Origin of the sequence: Colwellia marinimaniae, from assembly GCF_002207865.1 — a bacterium.
GTDB lineage: Bacteria > Pseudomonadota > Gammaproteobacteria > Enterobacterales > Alteromonadaceae > Colwellia > Colwellia marinimaniae.
The window spans coordinates 38,970-61,229 of record NZ_BDQM01000023.1; the positions used below are offsets into that span (position 1 = coordinate 38,970).

Consider the following 22,260-nt stretch of genomic DNA (forward strand, 5'->3'; position numbering starts at 1 on the left):
ACCATATTTTAACTCTTATTCGTTAATCAAGGTAACTAGCGCTTTCCTGTTTTAAGGTTAGGCGGTAAACTTTACTCATTAAGCACCCTTAAAATAGTAATACAATTTCATATGGAAAATACTGCAAGCGCTCTACGTTCAACAAAAACCATCAACAAGGTAAGCTACTCCTTTAGCCCTGGAGGAACGGGGAAAAGTGCCGTTTTAGCTGCGGTTACAGAAAAGAATCAGCGCACACTGATAAGGAAAACCAGTACCGATACGGTTATTGTTGAACAACCCTTGCAGATCACTTTATCTTGGCTAGCACAAGGCGTGGTGGAAAACAGAGTATTCACTATTACCATGCGCACACCGGGACACGATTACTTATTGATAATCGGCTTATTGCATAGTGAAGGGGTGATAAAGCAACTTAGTGATATTGAGTCAATAAAACTAGAGTCTGACGATATAACGGGGCAAGGCGGGCAAAATGAGTGGTTAGTACTCTTTAATGCCGGGGTTATCCCCGACTTATCCTCATTAGAACGATATATGATGAGCTATTCTAGTTGTGGCCTTTGTGGCACTACCTCCTTAAAAACACTAGAGCTTAAGACGGTAATAAACTTATCTTTTGTTGAACATAAAAATGTTCTAGTGGCACAGTCATTACTTTTATTATCCAGTAAAATGCGTGGTCAACAAGGTCTATTTGATAAAACGGGTGGTGTACATGGCGTAGCCTTATTTGGGCTAGAGTGTAACAGAGAGCCAGCAGGAGCAGCTGAGCTACCGTTAGCTCGCTCATTGCATCAAAAGCTAAATTTACAACATATCTATGAAGATATCGGTCGTCATAACGCGGTAGATAAGGTGATTGGCGCTTTATTAACATCCAACGACGTGCAAAATAAGTCAGTGCATGGTAACTCTGCAAAATCGTCGCAACAAGCAAGGTTATGTTTACTGCTTGTTAGTGGACGAATAAGCTTTGAAATAGTACAAAAGACCATCATGGCCGGTATTCATGTTTTAGTCGGTGTTGGAGCACCTTCTGATCTTGCCATACAAGCAGCTAAGCAATTTGATTTAACCTTGATTGGTTTTGTTAGTGATAAAGGCTTTAATGTCTATCATGGTGATTGGCGCTTAACTAATGCTTAACTGATTATATCGAATAAATATGGAGTAAAGCTAGAGTAGAAATAATCAAGCAGCACCAGCACGCGCCCCTGCGGTAATTCCAGTTAAATCAACGGTGGTTTTAGCGCTTTGTTGATGATCACCGCCACCGATTTTGAGGTGGGTGTATAAGAGCGATCACCATAACTGTCCAGTGGCACCAGCGGGTTGGTTTCTGGGTAATAAGCGGCCAGATTACTGCGTGGAATATCATAAAAACATAAGATGAAGTTAGTTACCGTGCGATCTTGGTTATCCGACCAAATAGAGGTGATGTCGACATAGTCGTTATCTTTAAATCCTTGTTTTAAAGCATCTTTTTCGTTGATAAATAATACATTTCTGGCGTTACTAACGCCACGGTATCTATCGTCCATGCCATAGATGGTGGTATTGAATTGATCGTGTGACCGTAAAGATTGTAAGGTATAAAGTGGCTGATTCTTTTTTTGCAGTTCGTTTACTTGCTCTGTAGATATGTTGATAATACTTGTTGGCAGACAATTAGCAGTAAACAAGGCTTTTTCTTGAGGATTGTGCCATTGAAGTTGTGCGGCACTGTTACCAAGATAAAAGCCGCCAGGTTGTTCAAGCTGTTGATTAAAATTACTAAATCCTGGGATGGCTTGTTCGATTAAATCACGAATAAGATCATAATTGCCTTTTAGCTGTTGCCAGTTTATCGTGGAGTTAGTTAAGGTAGCATCAGCAATATCCGTGACAATGGCGGTTTCAGAGTGCATGGTCTTTGCTAGGGGCACTACGCTACCTTGTGATGCATGCACCATGCTAAAAGTATCTTCCACGGTAATAAACTGCTCACCAGTGGCTTGATTATCTATTTCAGTGCGGCCTAAACAGGGCAGAATGAGCGCGTCTTCACCGATGCATAAATGACTACGGTTGAGTTTTGTACTTATTTGCACATTCAACTCGGTATTTTTTAATGCTTGATGGGTTTGTTTGGTATCGGGCGCGGCTTGGGCGATATTACCCCCTAAACAAATCAATACCTTACTGGTTTTCTGTAAAAAAGCATTTAAGGCATAATAAACATTATGACCTTTTTCTTTGGGTAGTTGAGCATTAACGGCTTGTGAAAGTTGCTCGATAAACGCCGCCGTAGGCTTTTCATTGATGCCCATGGTGCGATTACCTTGCACATTGGAATGACCACGCACCGGACACAAACCGGCACCTTTTTTACCAATATTGCCAGACAACAACTGTAAATTAACAATTTCTTGAATGGTCGCGACAGAATGTTTATGTTGGGTGATGCCCATGGCCCAAGTACAAATTACCGTGTCTGCGTGCAAAAATATATCCGTCGCTTGCGACAATTCTTTAAACGATAGTCCAGATTGTTGTTCAATTTGTTGCCATGAGGTGTCGTTAACCACTTGCTGATATTGGTCAAATTGCTGGCAATGTTGTTTGATAAAGTCATTATCGATTAGTGCGGGCTTGCCGTTTTCTATTTGCTCTGCGTTACGGGCGAGAATTATTTTGACCATGCCACGAACAGCCGCCATATCACCGCCTAATTTAGGGGTAAAATAAGCGTGGCTGATAGTTGTTGCCTTGGGGGTAAAAAGCTCGATAGGATCTTGCGGGCTGGCAAAACGTTCCAGTGCGACTTCTTTTAAATTGTTAAAGCTTACTATTTTACAACCGCCTCGTGCGGCCTTACGCAAGGCATTCATCATCCTAGGGTGATTGGTGCCCGGGTTTTGTCCAAAAACAAATATCGCCTCGGCGTGGTTAAAGTCGTCTAATATTACCGTGCCTTTACCAATACCAATGGCTTCATTTAACGCGATACCACTGGCTTCGTGACACATATTTGAGCAGTCAGGAAAGTTATTAGTGCCGTAGAGTCGGCCAAATAATTGATAAAGGAACGAGGCTTCATTGCTGGCGCGGCCAGAAGTATAAAATTCTACTTCATTGGGCGAAGATAAACTGTTGAGTTTATTTGCTATCAGCTGATTGGCATCTTGCCAGCTAATAGGCTCATAATGATCAGTGTCTTTATTGTACTTCATCGGCTCAGTTAACCGACCTTGATACTCTAACCAATAATCACTTTGTTTTTGTAACTGGCGGACACTATATTGGGCGAAAAAAGTGGCATCAACTTTTTTACTGGTAGATTCCCACGCAATGGCTTTGGCGCCATTTTCACAAAACTGCAGTAAACCTTCTTTTTCATCGCCCCAAGCACAGCCCGGACAATCAAAGCCTTTATCCTTATTTGCTCTTAATAAATTTTTGACATTAGTCTGTGGTTGCTGGCTTCGCATGATGTGTTTTAAGGTCGAGGTTAATGAGGAAAAACCACCGGCTTTGTTGGGCTTTTTACTGAAATGTTTAGACACAAAATACACCTTGAAATAACGACGCAGACCATTGAAAAATATCAACAGATATTCATGAATCAATTATATACGGAGGCAGCGGTTAGACGCCAGTCATTCAACTGGCTTGCGTTCAGTGTTATTGGGCTTTTGTGTGCTGAAATGAATACAGCTAGCCCTTCTTAGCATAGAGCTGTTCAGCTTTGTTATACATTAGCCATGAAGTCACCACGTATTTCTCATCCGACAAAGGAATATGACCTTTATGGGTATGAGTAAAACCGGCAGGGAAAATAATTAATGAGCCTTTTTTAGGTTTAACCTTTATGCCTTGATAATGAAATTCTGTTTCGCCACCTTCATCAACATCATTTAAGTAATACAAAAACGCTAATACCCGGTGTAATGGCTTATTGTGTGGTAACTGCGGGAAAATTTCCGAATGCCAGTAATGATAGCCACCAACCCCTTGCTCGTAGCGTTGCACGGTGAAATTGTCGTAACAAAAAACGTACTGGATCAACTGGTCTAAGTAAGCTGTGCCTAAACGGTCAAAATTCTCTTTCGTTACCGAGGTAGGTAAGCCTGTGTCGGGATCTGTGACTGTTGGGTTTAAAGCTGAGATTAACGCCATGTAATGCTTAGTCAAATAAGCTTTGACATGGGGATAGCTGGCGTTAATAAGCTCAAGCTGTAGTGCTTGCCATTCTTTTTCAACCATAGTGACATCCATGCTATCTTTAAGATGTGTCATCACCCCATGACCAACACGACCTTTTACTACTTTATCACTGCTTTGATGACCTTTTATTAGTTTGTCGCACAGATCATCGGATAGTGCGTGGTCAAACACACCTATAAATTGGCTCATTATTAATCCTTAAAGCTATTTTGCGTAAATTTAACTGACATTTTTATATGACATACTAGGGGTAATTTAACTTAACCATAAATATTTTGTAACATACTTGTAATATTTGTTGCATTAATGTTATGTTTGTCTGGCTTTGATTTATATCATTGTGTACTGAATTTGTATAAAAAAATCAATAAATATCATTTAACGTACAGGAAAAAGTCATGTCAAACAATATAAAACGCAACAAAATATCGCTACATAAGGCCGCAATAATAACAACGGTAAGTGTCTTGTCGCTATCAATATCAACAGCTTTATATGCAGCGCAACCCGTTGGAGTGCAGACCACAGATAATATATTATCTGCCGTGGCCAGCTCACCTTTACCAAAACGCTTTATTGTCAAATATAAGCAATCCGCTAACGCTCAATCAACGATGCAAGCGACGATAAGTAATTTTAGCACTGTGAGCGATATGGCTAGCCCTATGGCTTTTAATCGTTTGGCAGCGCTTAAGAAAAAATTTAAAATTCTAGGCGTTAAAGTTGGCGCTGAATTTCCTAATATGAATATCATCACCGCTGAGTTATCACCAGCAGATGTGATGAGTTTAGCGATGGATGATAATGTTGAATACGTAGAAGAAGATTTACCACGTCGTTTTATGGCGCAAAACGTACCTTATGGTATTGGTATGGTACAAGCGGACCAAGTTGATGACAGTATTGCTTCAGCGAACGCCGGTGGTAAGAAAATTTGTATTATTGACTCAGGTCTAAATATGCCTCATGAAGATATGGGCGCGCAAGGCGGTACGGTTAATGGTACTAATGATAGTGGTACGGGTAATTGGTTTGATCATGGCGGCCCACATGGTACTCATGTAGCTGGTACCATTGCTGCCCTTAATAATGGTATTGGTGTTCGTGGTGTTATTGGTTCCGATCCTAACTTGCATATTGTTAAAGTATTTAATGAATCAGGTTGGGGCTATTCCTCCAGTTTAGTCAGCGCTATTAATACCTGTGTCAGCAATGGCGCAGATGTTATTAATATGAGCTTAGGTGGTGCGGGCTCAAATACCAGTGAAGCAAATGCCATGCAAGCCGCTTATGATGCTGGCGTATTACTTATCGCTGCGGCGGGTAATAGTGGTGTTGCTACCAGTACAACTGACGCTGAAAGTTTTCCTGCTTCGTATGACTCAGTGATGTCAGTGGCCGCTATTGATAGCAATAAAGTCTTAGCTGATTTTTCACAGAAGAATAGTCAGGTTGAGATATCAGGCCCAGGTGTTGATGTTTACTCTACTTACCCGGAAGGTTTGGGTTCAGTGGTCGAAGTGTCGGTTGCCGGTATTGGCTATTCGGCTAATGCCATGGCAAACCAGGGCAGTGCCACAGGTGCTATATATAACTTTGGCACGGGTGAGTCGATTGATTCGGGTGCTAACGGTAATGTGTGTTTAATTGCTCGTGGTAGCATTTCATTTCACGATAAAGTCAAAGCTTGTCAAGACAGCGGCGGTGTTGGCGCTATTATTTATAATAACGTAGCGGGCAGTTTTGGTGGCACCTTAGGTACCACCAACGCGACTAGCATTCCGAGTGTTACTATTTCAGATACTGATGGTGCAGCCATGTTAAGTAACTTAGGCGCGAGTGCAACGGTAAATATTGGCGCGGGTAATTATGGCAAGATGAGTGGTACCTCAATGGCATCACCTCATGTTGCTGGTGTCGCTGCCTTAGTATGGAGTCATCATCCTAGCTGTACTAACGTCGAAATTCGTAATGTACTTAATGCCACGGCACAAGATCTTGGTGCAACTGGCCGGGATGTTAAATTTGGTTATGGATTAGTACAAACTAAAGATGCCATTGATTACATCAGCGCGAATGGTTGTGATGGTAGTGGTACAGGTGGCGGCGGTGGTACAACCCCAGACGATACCGTACTTGAAAATGGTGTCGTTAAAACAGAGCTAGCCGCGACTACGGGTAATGAACTTGTTTTCACTATGGAAGTACCCGTGGGTGCAACCGATATTAACTTTGCCATCACAGGTGGTAGTGGTGATGCGGATTTATATGTGAAATTTGGTGCTGAGCCAACGGACAGTCTTTATGACTGTCGTCCATATAGAGCAGGTAATGTTGAATCTTGTGCGAGTACACAAGCTGGCGGAAGCTATTATGTGAAAATCAAAGCTTATAGTGATTTTACTGGCGTTAGTTTAACCGCTAGTTACATTGAGCCAAGTACGGGTGGTGGCGGTGCTGTTAACCCCATTGATAGCACAGTGAACAACATCTCAGTGGCAAGAAGACAATGGACTCGTTATACCCTTGATTTAGCAGCGGGATACGCCGACCTAACGGTTAGCCTTTCTGGTGGTAGTGGTGATGCAGACTTGTATGTTACTCAAGGTAAGCAATCAACATCGTCTACTTATGATTGTCGCCCTTATAAAAATGGCAACAATGAAAGCTGTAACTTTACTGACCCAGCACAGGGTACTTGGTATGTTGATATCTACGGGTATTCAGCCGCATCAGGGGTAACGTTAAACATACAAGCTACACCACAGTAATTGGTATGCTAGCTAAGTAAAATCGCTTGATAAAATAAGCGAGTAAGCAAAAAAATATAAGGGTAACGCAAGTTACCCTTTTTTTTTGCAACAATGGACTTATACCAATTTGATTAAATTTCTTCCCAACTCAGAGTTATGCTCGATGTTCAATAACAAGGTAAATTCGTTTCGGTTTAGTCACTCTAAATCAAATGAATTTAACGAAGTTAGTGGTCATCGAGTAAGCTCCCGAGGGCGAGTTTAAAAGGCTTACACACAGCGTTATTGATTTGGAGAAGGGAGTAACCATTCTCTTCAATCAATGCCTTGTCTCTAAGCCTTTTAATTCTCGCTGAGTGGGAAAGAACTTAATCAATTTGGTATTAAGTTAAAATACTAGTGAAATAAAAAAAGCGATTAACCAAAATGCGGAGCAAGCTTGCCAAAATAACAGCGGATTTTTGTCCATTAATACCGCGTTGTGGTTACTTTTGTATTTAGGATTGGGCTTTTGTAATTCATGTAAAAACTCTAATACATCTTCATGACGACGTTCGGCTTTAAAGCGTAGGCCCTTTTTTATCGCGCAGTCGATCCAGATAGGCACCAAGGGATTGATATCAAAACAGGGAATGTATTTGGTTTTCATATAGGCTTTAACGGTTCGACATTTATTGAGCTTGCCAGAAAACGGCTCTTTGCCGGTTAACATTTCATAGGCGAGCACAGCTAATGAAAAAACTTCAGATTGCACCGTACTCTTTCCTGTGATGACGACTTCTGGCGCAGAGTAGCCGGCAGTGCCTAAAATACCCGGTTGGTCCAGCGGCGTGGCTATTTCAGCAATACCTTTGCTATAACATGAGCCAAAATCAATGATTTTAACTTCGCCATTATGATCAATCATAATATTGCCTGGTTTGATATCCTGATGCAAAATCTCGCGCTTGTGCATTGCCCGTAGACCTTTTTCAATTTGAGCCAGAATATAGACTACATCTTGCACCGCAGGTATTGGGTGTTCTTTTATCCATTGCTCTAGGGTTATGCCTTCAATATATTCAGTTAAATAATAAAGCCAATTCTTTGCTCTATTACCTTCAATTACTTTAACTACATGAGGGCTATTGATGCGACTACCCATCCAACTTTCCATAATAAAACGTTCGACATAAGGCAAATCATCGTCAAAATTAACCGACGGTGTTTTCATGCAATAACGTGCGCCGCTGTCAACATCTCGCACCACATACACTTGACTGCGGGTATTGACATGTAAGACCTTTTCCACCTTGTATCCGTCCAATATCATCTCAGGCTCTAAATAAGGCGGAAAAGGTAATTCTGACAGCTTGCGGCCAACTTCATTGATGGTTTGTGCCGGCAGGCTATCAAGTCGTAAAATTTGACAACTTAAGTTATCGCCACTGCTGTTGGTTAGCGCTAGAGCAATAAAATTTTCGCATGCCAGCTCAAAGCAGGCTTCATCACTTTCTGGTGTTAGCTTAGCTAAAATAGCGGCTAACTCTTTGTGTTTAACAAAGTCATGGATGCCATCGGTAGTTAACAAGTAAATGTCTGCTACTTCTACCGCTAAGCTGTGACAGTCGACATCGAGCTTTACATCTAAACCCATGGCTCGAGATAAATAGCTTTGATTTGCATTGATATAAGTGCTGTGATCTCTGGTTATTTGTTCTAATTCACCGTGGCGAAAACGATAGATACGGCTATCACCCACATGAAAAACATGGGCAGTTTGTGATTTGAAAATAATGCAGCTGAAGGTACTAATATAGCCTTTGTGTACATCATTGAATTGTTGCCCTTGACCATATAACCAACGATTAAGCGCGGTTAACACCTGCGACGTTGATTTTTTAACACTCCAACTATCGGGCGTAGAATAATAGTCATATAAAAAATTATGCACACAGGTTTCACTGGCTTCTTTACCTGCTTCTGCGGCACTGACACCGTCAGCAATTACCGCTACAGCGCCTTTGTTGGTTAATAACGAATCTTTAGGAAGTCGTATACCAATGGCATCTTCGTTCTGAGCTTTTTTACCTGCTACTGAACGTTGTGCCACAGTAAAGCTTAATTCACTGGCCAAATCGCCCCATCCTGTTTTTATCTAGGTTAAAAATCGCTTAACTCTTATACCGGTAAGAGTTAAGCGACCATAAAATATTATCAAATAATCAGTGTTAATGTACTTCAATCATTTGCACTGTGCCATCAGGCATCACTTCGGCCATGGTACTTTTTGGCTCATCTAAAAATAGCGAACAACAAACGGCAAAGGCGACCCCAGCACCGATAGTAGCAAAAAACACCGAGGGTGAAACAAAGGAAAAGACCAGTAAAAATACTACAGCACCAACGTTACCATAGGCACCAACCGTACCGGCAATTTGTCCGGTTAATTTGCGTTTGACTAGGGGCACTACCGCAAAAATACATCCGGCTGCCGAGCCTAAAAAGAATGAGCAAATCATCATGGTGGCAACCACTGCCGCAAGAGGCCATGCTGGGGTGATCAATGACATAACAAAAAAGCCTAATGATGCGCCGCTTAATAAAAAGATCAAGGGAAGTTTACGACCAAACTTATCACTGAACATACCACCTGAGGGACAAGAAAATACATCAACGGCGGCGAAACAAGCACCAAATATACCGGCAGCAGCAGCAGCGACTAAAAATTGACTTTCAAAGTATTGCGCTAACATGGATATCACCGATAATTCAGCACCAAAGGTTACCGCATAACCAATACTTAAGATGGCTACTTGTTTGAACTTATACTGTAAGATTTCATCCATAGGCGGTGATTGCAACATGTCTTTATTCACCTGATACAATTTCCACGATTGATAAAGGGTCAATGCCAGTAATAAGCCATAAATAACATAGGCAGTAAAATCACTGAGTAAACCGGCACCAATAATTAATTCAGCACCTGTACCAGCAACCACACCAGCATCGGTTACTCGCCACGTTAATATGGCCAATGCCGCCACCATAGGAATATTAAACAATAGACAGAAAACAAAATCTCGCTTGCTAGTTAGCTCAAGACCACCGGACTTATTAGGTTTGAAATAAGTAGAGCCTACCGGTGTATCTGTTACGGCAAAATAGTAAAAAACTGAATATAACAGTGCCAATACGCCGGTTGAGGCAATGGCATAACGCCAGCCATCTTCGCCGCCAAATAAACTGGCGATATACACTAAAGTACCGGCACCAACGGCAGAGCCTACGTTACCCATGCCCTTATATATACCTTCGGCTAAACCTAATTGCTTTGCTGGATACCATTCACTGATCATGCGAATGCCAATGACAAAACCCGCACCAACAAAACCCATTAAAAACTTAGCTAACGCTAAGGTTTCAAAACTTTGCGCAGAGGCAAAGAAAAAACATAATAGTGCCGTAGCCACCAACATGGCGGTATAAGAATTACGCGGACCATATTTATCAACCAACATACCCGTGACAATTCGGGCCGGTATCGTTAATGCCACATTTAAAATCAATAATATTTTAGCTTCAATATCTGTTAAGCCCATACTGGTTTGTATGGTAGACATGAGTGGTGCATGGCTAAACCATACTAGGAAAGTGATAAAAAAAGCTAGCCAGGTACTATGGAGAATTCTGGCTCGGCCCTGAAAGGATAAAAAATTATGTTTTAACGATGATTGACTCATACAAAACCTTGATTTAGTTAGGGTGAATTTTCAAACAATAGTAAATTATCAGCAAAAAACGAGCCATCATTTAACGTGTTGATATCTATGGTTATTTATTATATTTAAAGCGTGAGGAAGGTTGGTATGCACCATAGTGCAGCTTAATAAGTGATAAAATGTAGCAAGTTTACAAAAGTGTAACAAATAGATATGTTCAGTGATAATAACCCTAGCTAATTCAATGCGGCAGTCAGGATTCTTCCTTATTATGAATTTTTCTCGTCTAACACGGCCGATGACAATCACTGATAGTTTTATTGTCCATCAGTTAGCACTATTTAATGATAAATCCAATCGCTTAGTTTTTATTGTGCTGCTGATAGCCATTATGTCAATAGGCATGGTTTGGCTTATTAACGTGCTCGGTGATTTTTATTGCCTGTTTGTCTGCTGCTATTATCGGTGTTAAAAAACAGAAAACTGCTGCTGGTTATTATTTAGCTGCCACCATTATGTTTTTTGTTATGGCTAGTATCATGGCTTTATCCGCGGGAAATATAATTGACAACATGTTGGCGAATGCAACTGTTTTGACAGCAGAGAAAATAATGATCACGCTAAGGTGAAGTTGGCTTAGGGCTTAGGCCTTAATGGCTAATTGGCTAAATGGGTCTATGCTAAATGCTAATGCATTGTAAATTTCATCTCCACTTTTTTCAATCTTGAGACGCTAAAATATGTTTGGCTTAGAATTTATAGATAATAATACCGATCTCTTGCTAACATTAACTACCGATTATAATTACTTTGTTGTCTTTGCTTCTTATATCGTTGCTTGGATTGGTGTGTACGCAGGGTTATCTACCATTCCCTCTATGCGTCATGCTGAGTCTGTTGCCACTAAGCGCTTCTGGCATATCGGCGGCTCTATCGCCATGGGGTGCGCAATATGGTCGATGCACTTTGTTGGTATGCTGGCGTTATCATTACCCGTAGCCGTGCACCATCATCTTGTGCTCACCGCATTATCTGTTCTGCCTGCTATTGCGGCCAGTTACATCGCGTTGTTTTTTATTGACCGTGATAAATATGATATTTGGCAGCTTATCGGCGCCGGAATTATCTTAGGCGCTGGCATTGGCACCATGCATTATATGGGCATGGAAGCAATGTATGGCAATTTTATTTTAGTTTACCACCCCTGGTTTTTTCTGCTCTCTATCATGGTTGCCGTGGTCTTAGCTATCTTTGCTCTGTATGTTGGGAAATTTACTGTTAATTCTGCCAGGGAGGTGAATTACCAAATGATACGCTCTGCGGCGTTAGTTGGTGCCGCTATTACCGGTATGCATTATATGGGTATGCAAGCATCGAACTTTTTGGCGACAGGGCAGCTTACCCACGCAGAATCTAGTAATTCACATGCCATGATGACGGTTATATTGACCGCTGCCACACTTTTTTTATCTACCTTAGCGGTAGTCTCTAACATCATTAACAAAATTTTTAACAAGCTCATACTGGCCAAAGCTGATGCCGAAGCTTCAACCCTGGCAAAGGCAGAATTTTTAGCTAGCATGAGTCATGAAATTCGAACACCAATGAATGGTGTTATCGGTATGTTAGATTTATTAATGAGGTCAAAACTTGATGAAAGTCAACTGTATAAGGCTGAAATAGCACGTTCTAGCGCTAAGTCATTATTAGTTTTACTGAATGATATTTTAGATTTTTCAAAAGTGGATGCGGGGAAACTAGATTTAGAAATACTGGACTTTGACCTGCGCAGTTTATTAATTGAACTTGCTCAATCTGTGGCCTTACAAGTTGAAAGTAAAGGCTTAGAAATTATTCTCGATATTACTCGCATTGAACATTCCATGGTCAAAGGTGATCCAGACCGCATTAGACAAATCATTGCAAATTTAGTCTCAAACGCAATAAAGTTTACCGAAAAGGGCGAGATTATCGTGAGGGCGGAACTGATTGAAGGTGAAAATTCAGCACTAATCTTTACTTGTACCGTGCAGGATAGCGGCATAGGTATTCCGAAAAAAGCCATTAATAAGCTTTTTCAACTATTTACCCAAGTTGACTCTTCCACTACCCGCAAATATGGCGGCACTGGGCTCGGTTTATCCATTGCCAAACAATTATGTGAATTGATGCAAGGTTCAATATCGGTTACTAGCACCTTGGCTAAGGGCAGTTGTTTTAAATTTAATATTACCTTGTTAAAAAGCAATCAATCTAAACAGGTAATACCCCATATTGATGTCAGCAAGTTATCCTTATTAGTGATAGATGATAACGCCACCAATAGGGAAGTATTAAGAGGACAATTGGAACTCTGGGGCTGCTACGTAGAAGAAGTGGACAGTGCTGCAGCGGCGTTATTAAAATTGGCTCAGTATTATGACAATGAGCAGGCTTTGTTTGATGTGATTTTTGTTGATATGCAGATGCCGGAAATGGACGGTGCCACTTTTGCTAAGAAAATAAAAAACGATAAGCGTTTTAATCAACTGCCCATGGTCATGATGACATCCATGTCTACACAAGGTGATAAGCAATATTTTACCGATTTAGGTTTTAGTGCTTATTTCTCAAAACCCGTTACCGGAGCCGATATTTTAGATGCGTTAGCCATAATAAAATCCACCGCCAGTGATACTGACGGCTCGCAACCTATTATTACCCATCAATATTTAGCTTCATTTTCCCATGAAAATAATGAATTAGCTGAAAATTACAGCGCTATCAGTGAAAACGAGGTCGAGCCTATAAGTAGGTTAGCTAAGGTTAGAATTTTATTGGTCGAAGATAACCGAATTAATACTGTGGTAGCAACGCAAATGCTGCATGAAATTGGCCTTGATGTGACCGCGGCAAAGAATGGCCAAGAAGCCTTACATATTTTGGCTAACGCCCATGCAGACGACCCCTTCACTTTGGTGTTAATGGATTGCCAAATGCCAACCATGGATGGCTATCAAGCTACCAGAGAAATTCGTTTAGGCGAAGCAGGGGATAACTATAAAGATATTCCAATTATTGCCATGACAGCTAACGCTATGATTGGCGATGATGAGAAATGTTTTGCTGCGGGTATGAGTGACTATTTAACTAAGCCAATTGAGTTGGAAATATTAACGGATACGGTTAATAAGTGGCTAAATAAGACAAAACAACCTTCATTAATTGAGTAAATTCGATTCAGCTTTAGTGATTTAAATTGTATTAATCGCTATTTGTAATGGTATAGCGGGTGATAAGTTTGAGTTTTTTGGTCGTCACTATCAATTAGCCTTAAAGGATGGGGAAACTGCCTACACTTAATTTACTTGTTCAGGTAAACTACGGCCACGTCTTCATTGCACAGTTTTTCCCGTTTTATGCGCATTATCCATACCTCAGATTGGCACCTTGGCCAATATTTTTACGGCAAAAGCCGCGCCAATGAACATCAACAATTTCTTAGTTGGTTGATAGCACAAGTTAGCAAGCATAATATTGATGCCATTATTGTTGCCGGTGATATTTTTGATACCTCAACCCCGCCAAGTTATGCCCGTGAAATGTATTATGATTTTATTGCCAAGCTACATCTTACTGCTTGCCAACTGGTTATATTGGCTGGAAATCATGACTCAGTGGCGATGTTGTCTGAGTCGCAAGCGGTATTAGCCAGTTTATCTACCCGCGTTATTACCCAAGTAATTCCTGTGTCACTTGCTGAAGATGATTTAAGCACTGAAACAAGTGCGGCAGCTAAGGCCTTGGCACAGCAAGTTTTTCCGTTAATGAATGCCAAAGGGCAAGCATCGGCCATTATTTGTGCCATCCCTTTTGTCCGTCCACGTGATGTTATTAAAAGCCGTGCTGGTCAGTCGGCCAGTGATAAACAGCAAAATTTACAACAAGCGATCAGTGCTCATTATCAGCACCTTTATCAACACGCGGTTGTTTTAGCTAAAAAGCTATTCAAAGAGCAAGCCAAAACACAAGCTAAAGCACCATCCAAAGAAATATCGAAAGAAGTGGAGCCGGGCGAGCAACTGCCAATTATTGCTACGGGTCACCTTACTGCGCTTGGCGTATCGTTAAGTGATAGTAAAAGTGACTCGGTCAGAGATATTTATATAGGCTCGTTAGAAGCTTTTCCTGCTAGCGCTTTTCCGCCAGCAGACTATATCGCTCTGGGTCATATCCATAGAGCGCAACACGTGGCGAAATCAGAGCACATTCGTTATTGCGGCTCGCCAATCGCGCTTAGTTTTGATGAAGCAAAGCAGGAAAAACGGGTACTTATGGTTGAGTTTATCTCGGGCAAACTTGCTCAGGTTAACGATATTATGGTGCCGTGTTTTCAAGCGTTATATATGGTAAAAACATCGGTGGATGAGCTTGAGTGCAACTTAAAAAAGACCCTGGTAGAGTTTGAATTGTTTAAAGAGCAGGGTGCGCAAACCGAGCTAGCGCTTGAGAGTAAAGCTTGGCTGGATATTGAAATTGATAATGGCGATCACTTGAGCGATTTATCACAAAGAGTCAGTGATCTTGTTGTTGATATGCCGTTTGAAGTGTTATTGGTGCGTCGTTGTAAAAAAGCACGGCAACGTCTGCAAGCACAACTATCACAGCAAGATAACAGTACTTTAAGCGAATTATCGTTGGCAGAAGTATTTGATTCGCGTTTGTCACAACTGGATTGGCAAACGGAGGAGGAATTAGCCCGTAAAGAGCGCTTAAAATTATTGTTTACTGAGCTATCGGTGGAGCTTTCCGCTAAGCGCTCAGCTGAAGTTAAGCAAGGTGAGGCTGAAAAGCAAGGACAAAGCGAGGCTTGTGATAGTGATGCGGGCAAGGAAAATGGCAAGGTTGAAGAGGTTGAGCAAGACAATTTATGAGAATTTTAACGTTACGCTTTGAGAACATTAATTCTCTCAAAGGCAGTTGGAAAATAGATTTTAGTGCCGCGCCTTTTGATAGCAGCGGTTTATTCGCTATTACCGGTCCTACTGGGGCCGGAAAAACTACCATACTCGATGCTATTTGTTTAGCGCTTTATCATCAAACACCGCGTTTAACTGTTTCTAAAAAACAAAACCAGTTAATGACCCGCCATACTAGTCACTGTATGGCTGAGGTTGAATTTGAAGTAAAAGGTCAAGGATATCGGGCCTTTTGGAGCCAAAAAAGAGCCCGCAATAAGCTTGATGGCAATTTATTAGAGCCTGTAGCTGAACTCGCTAAACTCGATGGCACCATAATGTCAAATAAGCTTAAAACAGTGCGCAGTGATATTAGCGATTTAACTGGGCTTAACTTTTCACGTTTTACCAAATCAATGATGCTTTCCCAAGGGGAGTTTGCCGCCTTTTTAAATGCTCCGGCCAATGAGCGTGCACAATTACTTGAACAACTCACCGGTACCGAAATTTACGGCGATATTTCCCAACAAGTTTTTGATAATCACCGCAGTGCCAGTGAAGAATTGAAGTTATTACAAGCTCAGAGCCAAGGTGTCGCCTTACTTGATGAAGAGCAGGTCAGTGAGCTTGAGCGACAACTTGCGCAAACCACAAGTGAAGAAAAACAGTTAAATGAACAAGTGCAGCAGGCGCAACAAGTAAAAAATTGGTGCTCGAATTTATCGACTAATGCACAAGCACAACAAGAGGCAAAGCAGCAGTTAACAGCGATAGAGATGCAAGAGCAGCAAGCAAAAGCCGATCTTGATTTACTCACCCAGTCGACTTTGGCTGAGCCGCTGCGCGCGCCTTATGAGCAAATGGCGCATTATCGTCAGCAATACCAGCAAAGTTTGCAGCAAGTGACTAGTCAAACCGAGCAATTAGCAACACTGGAGCAAGCGGTTTTAGCCAGTGATAGTGTCTTAACCCAGCTAAAAACCAGCCAAATTACGGCAGAAAAACAACGTAACGTTATTGAGCAAGTATTGCAGGAAAAGATCCAACCGCTTGAACATGCCATTACTCACCAACAAGCAGCTTGGCAAGAGACTAACAATAGGGTCGCTGGACAAAGCCAGGAATTAACGGTTAACGAAGCGGCTTTAGTCACGGCTCAAACAGAGCAAGAGCAAATATTACAGACAGTGGTGCAGCAACAAGAAGCGTTAGCTCAAGGCCATGCCTTGCAGCAACTGCCGGAAAAACTACCCTTATGGCAAAATCAATATCAGCAATTAACTCAACAGCAAGTGAGTGTGCAGGGCTTATTAAGCGAGCAAAGTAAGCTTGAGCAAACGCTGCTTGGTTTACAAGCTCAACATCAAACACAACAGCAGCATATTACGCAGAGTGAAGGGCTGTTACTCGCGCTTAATGAACAACAGCAAACCCTGGTCGACCAAGCACAGCAAGGGGTGCAAAACAGCCAAGCGGCGCAGGCTATCTTTGCTCGCTTTAGTGATGATAACGCAGAGGATAAGGGCGTAAATCAGGCAGCAGCGATAACTGAGGTAACCAGTGAGACCCTTAATCAAGCGGTTGTTGATAGCCAAGAGCAACAACTAAGCTTAAAACAAGCCCTGCAGTTAGCACAGCGGTTTCAGGTGTTGGCCGATGAGCAACAAGGTTTGTCACGACAACAAGTAAAAGATAAGCAACAACTGACCATAACAGAGCAAGAGCTAATACAGTTACGCATAAGTTATGGTGCTAATCAGCAACAGAAAAAAGACGTTGAACGTTTACTTGCTCAGCAGCAAACTATTATGGCGCTCAGTGAGCACAGAGCAAAACTACAAGCCGAAGACGCTTGCCCCTTATGTGGCTCATGTGAACACCCAGCGATAAATGATTATCAAGCACTTGATAGTGATGAGCAGCAACAGCGTTTATCACGGCTCAATGATGAATTGTCGCAATTAGAACAACGAGGTAAAGCCCTTAATAGTGTGCAAGCGCAGCTAACGGCGCAACTTGCCATGCAACATTCTCGCCTACAAGGCATCACTAACGAGCAACAGAGTCTTGAGCAAAATTGGCAGTCGTTAACGGTTAAGCAATTTATCAGGGAAGATATTACTAGCAAGCAAAATGAACAGCAGATTTCATTAATAGATGCAGGCACTGCGCAAGCGTTAACTCAGCAATTAAATACCTTGAGTCAGCAGCTTGATGAGTTACTGTCTTTGCAACAAGCACTGCAGCAAAACAGTCAAGCTCAGCAACAAAACCTTGAGCAGTTAACCCTTGGTGATAAGCAATTATCTAGTCAGAAAAATCAATTACAACTATTACACGAACAAGGCAATTTTCAGCGTGACCTTAAGATAAAGATAGCCAAGGATTTAGCCTTAGCACAGCAAGCTATGGTCACCCTCAATGGACAATTATTAGCCGACATCACTGTGAGTGGAATTGCTAGTAAAATAGCCTTGCCTAATGTTTCGGTAAGTGATGAGGCTAGCGGACAAGTTCAGTCAATATGTATTGATGAAACTTGGCTAGGCTCTGTGCAGAAACAGCAACAAGAATACCAACAAATTGCCAGTAACCAGCAAGCTGCACAAGAGCACTTAACTAGCATTGAACACACGCTAGGTTTACTAAAACAGCAGGTTGAACAACAGCAGCACTTATATAGCCAAGCAAAAGCACAATTAAGTGGTCAGCAAAGTGAAATTTCCGCTCAAAACACCTTACGTGTCACCTTGTTTGTTGAGCTTGGTATCACCGATAAACAGATGCAAGATACGGTTATATTGACAGAAAAAATATCTGTTGAGCGACTGGCTGATGATAAAGAACTTGAACAGGCGAAACGTCTGCATCAGGCAGAAATATCAGCACAACAGGAAAATAAAGGCCAACTAAGCACGGCAAAAACACAATTAGAGACAGTGAGTAAGCAAAGTGACAGCGTAACCAGTGATTGGACAAAACTCCTATCTGCCAGTGATTTTACCGATGAACAACAGGTTTTATCAGCCTTGCTTAGTCCCGATAAAAAGCAGCAACTGAGCAAACTTGCCGATGATATTGGTGATAATAAAAAACAAGCACAAGTATTGATAAACCAAGCTGAAAAAGTCACTCTGGAATTGAATCTGCAAAAGGCTAGGTTAAAGGAAAATGGTGCTGTCGATTTTGATGAAAAATCAGTGTCACAAAGCTTAATGAAAATGTCGGACCTGTTGAAAGAGTGCCAGCAAAAAACAGGTCAGCTCGGTCAACAAATCAGCCAAGATCAAGCCAATAAAACTCAGCAAAAAAATCTACTTACGCAGATCAAACAAGCGCAGTTCTCCTTGGATGATCTTAGTCACCTTAATGCACTTATTGGCTCAGCCGATGGCGCCAAATTTAGACGCTTCGCCCAAGGTTTAACGTTAGCCAATTTAGTACATCTAGCCAACACACAACTCGATAGACTATTTAGCCGCTATCAACTGCAATGTCAGCAAAGCGATACTTTAGCTTTAGAAGTGGTTGATACCTGGCAAGGAGATACTGCTCGCGATATTAAAACCTTATCTGGCGGTGAAAGCTTTTTGATAAGTTTGGCACTGGCCTTGGCACTTTCAGATTTAGTCAGTAATAAAACCAGTATTGACTCTTTATTTCTTGATGAAGGCTTTGGCACCTTAGATAACAATACCTTAGAAGTGGCGCTTGATGCTCTTGATAATTTAAACGCCAGTGGCAAAATGATTGGTGTTATTAGCCATGTTGAGGCATTAAAAGAGCGCATTGGTGTGCAGATTAAAGTAAGAAAACTCAGTGGTTTGGGGATAAGCAGCTTAGATAAACAATATGAATTTAATGCTGAGACAGCTACTGAATTGAAGCAGTAAGATAGCTTGTTTAAGTGGTCGATATTGAAAAATTATTTAGTGATATTAAAGGATTAATCTGTGGAAATTTGGATTTATTTCACCCTCTTAGCGGCGACTATGCAGGCGGTAAGAACCGCAGGACAAAAAAAGTTATCCGCTAAGCTCAACTCAATGGCGACCACAGGAGTACGTTACTTTTATGCTTTACCGTTTGCCTGGTGCTACCTTTGGTGGCTGCTTGATTTTAGGGACGTAGCAGTTCCCGCATTAAATACCTCATTTTTACAATATGCCTTAGTGGCCTGTGTCATGCAAATATGGGGCACCGCCTGTTTAGTGGCTGCTTTTCGCTACCGTAATTTTGCTGTTGCTACCAGTTTGGCTAAAACGGAGGCCATTCAAGTAGCCATTGTCGGTGCTTTATTTTTTGGTGCGACGCTTTCCGGTTTAGGCTGGCTCAGTGTTGTTGTTGGTGTTGTTGGTGTGTTCTTTGTATCGAAAGTGAAGTTGAGATTGAGAGATATCTTAGCCGATTCACAAGGCCTTATTGGTATGGGGTATGGCCTAGCGGCTGGCTTAGGTTTAGCGATCACCACCTTGTTAATTCGTGAGTCGAGTTTGGCGCTTAATATCGACTTAATGGTCAGTGCTGCCGTCACCTTGGTGTTTATGATCACGGTGCAATCAGTTATGTCATTTATTTATATTTACCTGCAAGACAAATCACAATTAGCCTTAATGCTTAAACATTGGCGTTTATGTTTATTTGTTGGCATTACCAGTGTACTAGGCTCCATTGGTTGGTTTACCGGCGCCAGTTATCAAAATGCCGCCTATGTAAAAGCATTAGGGCAGGTTGAGTTCTTTATTACCTTGGCATTGACCTATCGGGTATTTAAAGAAACGGTAAGCTTAAAAGAGTACCTTGGTATGTTCTTAATAATCTTAAGTGTGGTTATCTTACTGGTATGGGCGTAACTTGCTAGATATAAAAGTACAGGCATAACAGTATGGCCGTAAATTGACTTGCTTAGAGACTAAAGCCATGGCATTGCCCTTTAAATATATTTTATTACCGAGTAAAGCAAGGTAAACTGCCCGATATAACATTAAGTATTAATTATACTCATACGGGTATTAACGAAGAGATCACTATGATAATTGCTGAAAAAACTGTTGCTCACTTTCATTACACCCTTAAAAATGAAGCGGGTGAAGAATTAGAATCATCAAACGGTCATGAGCCTCTAACCTATTTACATGGCGCTAATAATACCTTAGCTGGCTTAGAGAAAGCTTTAACGGGTAGAGCAACCGGAGATAAGTTTTCCGTAACCTTACAACCAGATGAAGCTTACGGTGAGTATCAAGAAGGTTTAGAGCAACGTGTACCGGTTAAACACTTACAAGGCTTAGTGAGCAAAAGTGCTAAATGGAAAAAGGGCATGACTGCTGTTATACAAACTGAACAAGGTCAACGCCAAGTTACCGTCATTAAAGTAGGTAAATTTATGGTAACGGTTGATATTAACCCACCGCTAGCAGGTAAAGTACTTACTTTTGACCTTGATATCGTTGCCGTGCGTGAAGCGACAGAAGACGAAGTGAAACACGGCCATGTACATAGTGCTGATAGCAGCTGTGGTCACGATCACTAGGTTAACGTTAGTTAATTAGTCTTTGCTGCTGATAAGCTTAATTATAAGTTAGTAGGTAAGTTAGTAGATAAGTAATCGATATAAAAAACGCTAAGCAGATACCCTGCTTAGCGTTTTTTTATATATGGATGGTCATCAATAATGGGATTTATTTACCATAGAATAGAAGGGCTAATATTCTCGCATTATTTTGAAGTTTTCAGGTCAATCTGTGGCCGTATATTGATGATATAGAAAATGCCTTGTTAGTAAAATGGTTGCCTGGCTCTGAGGCCTAGACTATGCTTCACCCTTTTTAACCTTATTTTTTCAGCTGTTCTTAACAAGTTTTATAAATCACTCATTACTCATGGTCATGGGTATAGATAGCGTTAGAACGTTATTTTTGCATACCGTTTAGTCCATATTTGTTCTTTGATGTAGGATAAAAAAACAGATTTCATATCGACTTTATTTTATTTGAGTGCTGTAATTATGTACAGTACCATGACAAAAAAGACCATTTGTATGAAAGCGGGAATAATTCCTGCTTTCACACGTCAACCAGTTTGGTAGTTGAAGGTATAAGTTATTGATTATCCGATAAATATATTGTACTGTTGTTTTTTAATAAAAAGCATGAAAGTAGGAGGTTTTCCGTGTTTAAATCAGGAAAAATTCCTACTAATACGCTGTTATATTTTATTCAAACCAAGGAGTGTTAAATGAGCATTAAGGATACAATCCATTCAGCAGGTCAGAATCTACATACAATAATGATTACTGCTAGAGAGAAAGATGGTTCAGTTGAAACAAGGGAAGCAGAGCCATATAGTTATCGAGTAACAGCGGGAACTGAAAAGTTTTTTTGTTACGACATACGAAAAAATGGTACAAGAAATTTATTTGTTTCAAATATTATTTCGGTAGAAGAAACTCAAAATTCATATCAACCTCGTTGGACTGTTGAGGTTTAGCGTACATATAAAATATAACAAGTTGCTTAAACGGAAAAATAACAGTTGGCCATCGCTCCGCGATTATAGCCAACCATTATTTTCCGCTTAGCAAGGCGTTGAGGCTGTAGAATTTCTCCAAAAAGGAATATTCCATGTTCCTTTTACTATTTCTGGTTTGTTTGTTTTTTA

The 22,260-nt window shown here is 41.1% G+C and carries 13 protein-coding genes; 9 read left to right on the forward strand and 4 right to left on the reverse strand.

The window, feature by feature from the left end; translation table 11 throughout:
- Positions 1–111 precede the first annotated feature (111 nt).
- Positions 112–1,149 carry a formate dehydrogenase accessory sulfurtransferase FdhD gene (locus MTCD1_RS13060; RefSeq protein ID WP_057180787.1) on the forward strand — a complete coding sequence of 346 codons (1,038 nt, stop codon included), beginning with the start codon at positions 112–114 and terminating at the stop codon, positions 1,147–1,149.
- 83 nt (positions 1,150–1,232) lie between these two features.
- Here MTCD1_RS13060 and MTCD1_RS13065 read toward each other — a convergent pair whose 3' ends face one another.
- Both MTCD1_RS13065 and MTCD1_RS13070 read right to left on the reverse strand, forming a co-directional pair.
- Positions 1,233–3,548: an FdhF/YdeP family oxidoreductase gene (locus tag MTCD1_RS13065; protein WP_057180788.1), complete on the reverse strand. Its 2,316-nt coding sequence runs from the start codon at positions 3,546–3,548 to the stop codon at positions 1,233–1,235.
- Between the two features lie 151 nt (positions 3,549–3,699).
- A complete protein-coding gene (locus MTCD1_RS13070) occupies positions 3,700–4,398 on the reverse strand; it encodes a 2OG-Fe(II) oxygenase (protein ID WP_057180789.1) in 699 nt (232 codons plus the stop codon).
- Between the two features lie 209 nt (positions 4,399–4,607).
- Between MTCD1_RS13070 and MTCD1_RS13075 the strand changes: the two genes are divergently transcribed.
- Positions 4,608–6,980: a S8 family serine peptidase gene (locus MTCD1_RS13075; protein ID WP_057180790.1), complete on the forward strand. Its 2,373-nt coding sequence runs from the start codon at positions 4,608–4,610 to the stop codon at positions 6,978–6,980.
- 370 nt (positions 6,981–7,350) lie between these two features.
- On the opposite strand, the gene MTCD1_RS13080 is transcribed toward MTCD1_RS13075, so the two are convergent.
- Together MTCD1_RS13080 and MTCD1_RS13085 are read right to left on the reverse strand one after the other, a co-directional pair.
- Entirely contained in the window at positions 7,351–9,078 is a 1,728-nt protein-coding gene (locus MTCD1_RS13080; RefSeq protein ID WP_057180791.1) for a bifunctional protein-serine/threonine kinase/phosphatase, read from the reverse strand.
- Positions 9,079–9,172: 94 nt separating this feature from the next.
- Positions 9,173–10,684, reverse strand: coding sequence for an MFS transporter (locus MTCD1_RS13085; RefSeq protein WP_057180792.1), 1,512 nt, complete (start codon positions 10,682–10,684; stop codon positions 9,173–9,175).
- Between the two features lie 250 nt (positions 10,685–10,934).
- On the opposite strand from MTCD1_RS13085, the gene MTCD1_RS20755 reads away from it, so the two are divergent.
- The 7 genes from MTCD1_RS20755 (at position 10,935) to MTCD1_RS13120 (ending at position 22,089) form a co-directional block, all read left to right on the forward strand.
- Positions 10,935–11,135 carry a hypothetical protein gene (locus MTCD1_RS20755; RefSeq protein ID WP_143760124.1) on the forward strand — a complete coding sequence of 67 codons (201 nt, stop codon included), beginning with the start codon at positions 10,935–10,937 and terminating at the stop codon, positions 11,133–11,135.
- Positions 11,136–11,403: 268 nt separating this feature from the next.
- The gene (locus MTCD1_RS13095) at positions 11,404–13,875 is read left to right on the forward strand and encodes a response regulator (RefSeq protein WP_057180794.1); all 2,472 of its coding nucleotides are present in this window, start codon (positions 11,404–11,406) and stop codon (positions 13,873–13,875) included.
- A gap of 186 nt (positions 13,876–14,061) precedes the next feature.
- Positions 14,062–15,576, forward strand: a complete 1,515-nt coding sequence (gene sbcD, locus MTCD1_RS13100; protein WP_057180795.1) for an exonuclease subunit SbcD — start codon at positions 14,062–14,064, stop codon at positions 15,574–15,576.
- Entirely contained in the window at positions 15,573–19,493 is a 3,921-nt protein-coding gene (locus MTCD1_RS13105) for an AAA family ATPase (protein WP_088568959.1), read from the forward strand. The genes sbcD and MTCD1_RS13105 overlap by 4 nt, the downstream gene beginning before the upstream one ends.
- A gap of 60 nt (positions 19,494–19,553) precedes the next feature.
- Complete coding sequence (locus tag MTCD1_RS13110; RefSeq protein ID WP_057180797.1) at positions 19,554–20,453, forward strand: EamA family transporter; 900 nt, start codon at positions 19,554–19,556, stop codon at positions 20,451–20,453.
- A gap of 176 nt (positions 20,454–20,629) precedes the next feature.
- Complete coding sequence (locus tag MTCD1_RS13115; protein ID WP_057180798.1) at positions 20,630–21,133, forward strand: FKBP-type peptidyl-prolyl cis-trans isomerase; 504 nt, start codon at positions 20,630–20,632, stop codon at positions 21,131–21,133.
- A gap of 704 nt (positions 21,134–21,837) precedes the next feature.
- Positions 21,838–22,089, forward strand: a complete 252-nt coding sequence (locus tag MTCD1_RS13120; RefSeq protein ID WP_057180799.1) for a hypothetical protein — start codon at positions 21,838–21,840, stop codon at positions 22,087–22,089.
- Positions 22,090–22,260: the final 171 nt, after the last annotated feature.